This is a genomic window from Mesorhizobium sp. M7A.F.Ca.US.014.04.1.1 (assembly GCF_003998745.1).
GTDB classification, from domain to species: Bacteria; Pseudomonadota; Alphaproteobacteria; order Rhizobiales; family Rhizobiaceae; genus Mesorhizobium; species Mesorhizobium ciceri.
In genome coordinates, this window is record NZ_RZRW01001051.1 from 1 (window position 1) to 1,181 (window position 1,181).

Here is a 1,181-nt window from a genome sequence, read left to right on the forward strand (position 1 = left end):
AGCCTGGACCGCGTGGCCGAGGCCGCCGGCCTGACCCGCCGCACCTTTACCCGTCGCTTTCAGAAATCGATCGGCGCCAGCTTTGGCGATTGGCTGACCAGCCAGCGGATCGAACTGGCGCAGCGTTTGCTGGAAGCGACGGAGAAATCCATGGACATGATCGCCTTCGAAGCCGGCTTCGGCAGCGCCACCTCGCTGCGCCAGCATTTTTCGGCACGGCTCAAGACATCGCCTGCGCAGTATCGGCGCGAGTTCTCCAGGCGGGTCGATCAGGAAGAGCGCATGACGTATGTCCTGTCGTCCTGACCTGTTCAGCCCCGCTTGACCGGCCGCGCCGGATTGCCGATCACCGTGGCGTTCGCCGCCACGTCGCGCGTCACCACCGCACCGGCGCCGACGATGGCGCCTTCACCGATGCTGACGCCGCCAAGGATGACGGCTGAGCCGCCGATCCAGGCATTGGCGCCGATCTCGATCGGTCGGGCGATCTCCAGTCCGGCCTGCCGCCCACTGGCCTCCTTGTGGTGCTCGGCGCAGTAGATCTGCACGTTCGGGCCGAGCAGCGTTGCCTTGCCGATGCGCACGCTCGCCGTGTCGAGGATGGTGCAGCCGGTATTGAGGAAGACGCCGTCGCCGAGAAAGATGTTGAAGCCATAGGCGCAGTGGAACGGCGCCTCGATACGGGCGCCCTCGCCGGCTCTTCCCAGCAGTGCCTTCAGACCCGGCCCGAGATTGCCGCGTTGACGAGGCGGCAGCAAGTTGTGCTCGAACACCGCATCGCGCGCTATCATCCGCAACGACTCCAGTTCGTCATCGATGCAGGTATACCATTCGCCGGCCACCATTTTCACGCGCTCGCTCTCAGCCATGATGCGGTCTCCAGTTCACGTCCTTGCAAAGCACAAGTGCAGCCAAAAGCGCCGATGCCAGTACTGGTCAAATATTGGACCTATGGTAGCCTGTGACTCAAGGCCGTCTTGGCCCGTGATCGAGGGGGATCGACCATGCTCTACATTCTCGCACTTCTGATCGGCGTCATTGCCGGTCTTCGCGCCATGACGGCGCCGGCCGCCATTGCCTGGGGCGCTTATCTCGGCTGGCTGACGGTTGCCGGCACTTGGGCGAGCTTCATGAGCCATTGGGCGGCTGTCGGCATCTTCACCATCCTGGCCATCGTCGAG

The 1,181-nt window shown here is 63.9% G+C and carries 2 protein-coding genes and 1 pseudogene; 2 read left to right on the top strand and 1 reads right to left on the bottom strand.

Annotation, left to right across the window (positions count from 1 at the left end; translation table 11 throughout):
- A partial coding sequence (locus tag EOA22_RS34380) for a helix-turn-helix domain-containing protein (protein WP_127390650.1) occupies positions 1-306 on the top strand: 306 nt, incomplete at its 5' end.
- A gap of 5 nt (positions 307-311) precedes the next feature.
- Here EOA22_RS34380 and EOA22_RS34385 read toward each other — a convergent pair.
- Positions 312-869: a sugar O-acetyltransferase gene (locus tag EOA22_RS34385; RefSeq protein WP_063168859.1), complete on the bottom strand. Its 558-nt coding sequence runs from the start codon at positions 867-869 to the stop codon at positions 312-314.
- A 135-nt stretch (positions 870-1,004) separates the two neighbouring features.
- Between EOA22_RS34385 and EOA22_RS39325 the strand changes: the two are divergent.
- Positions 1,005-1,181, top strand: a pseudogene (locus EOA22_RS39325) (DUF4126 domain-containing protein); the annotation flags it as partial.

Coding starts and splice junctions, on each gene's coding strand:
- EOA22_RS34385 (WP_063168859.1), bottom strand. CDS start 869: ATGGCTGAGAGCGAGCGCGTGAAAATGGTGGCCGGCGAATGGTATACC.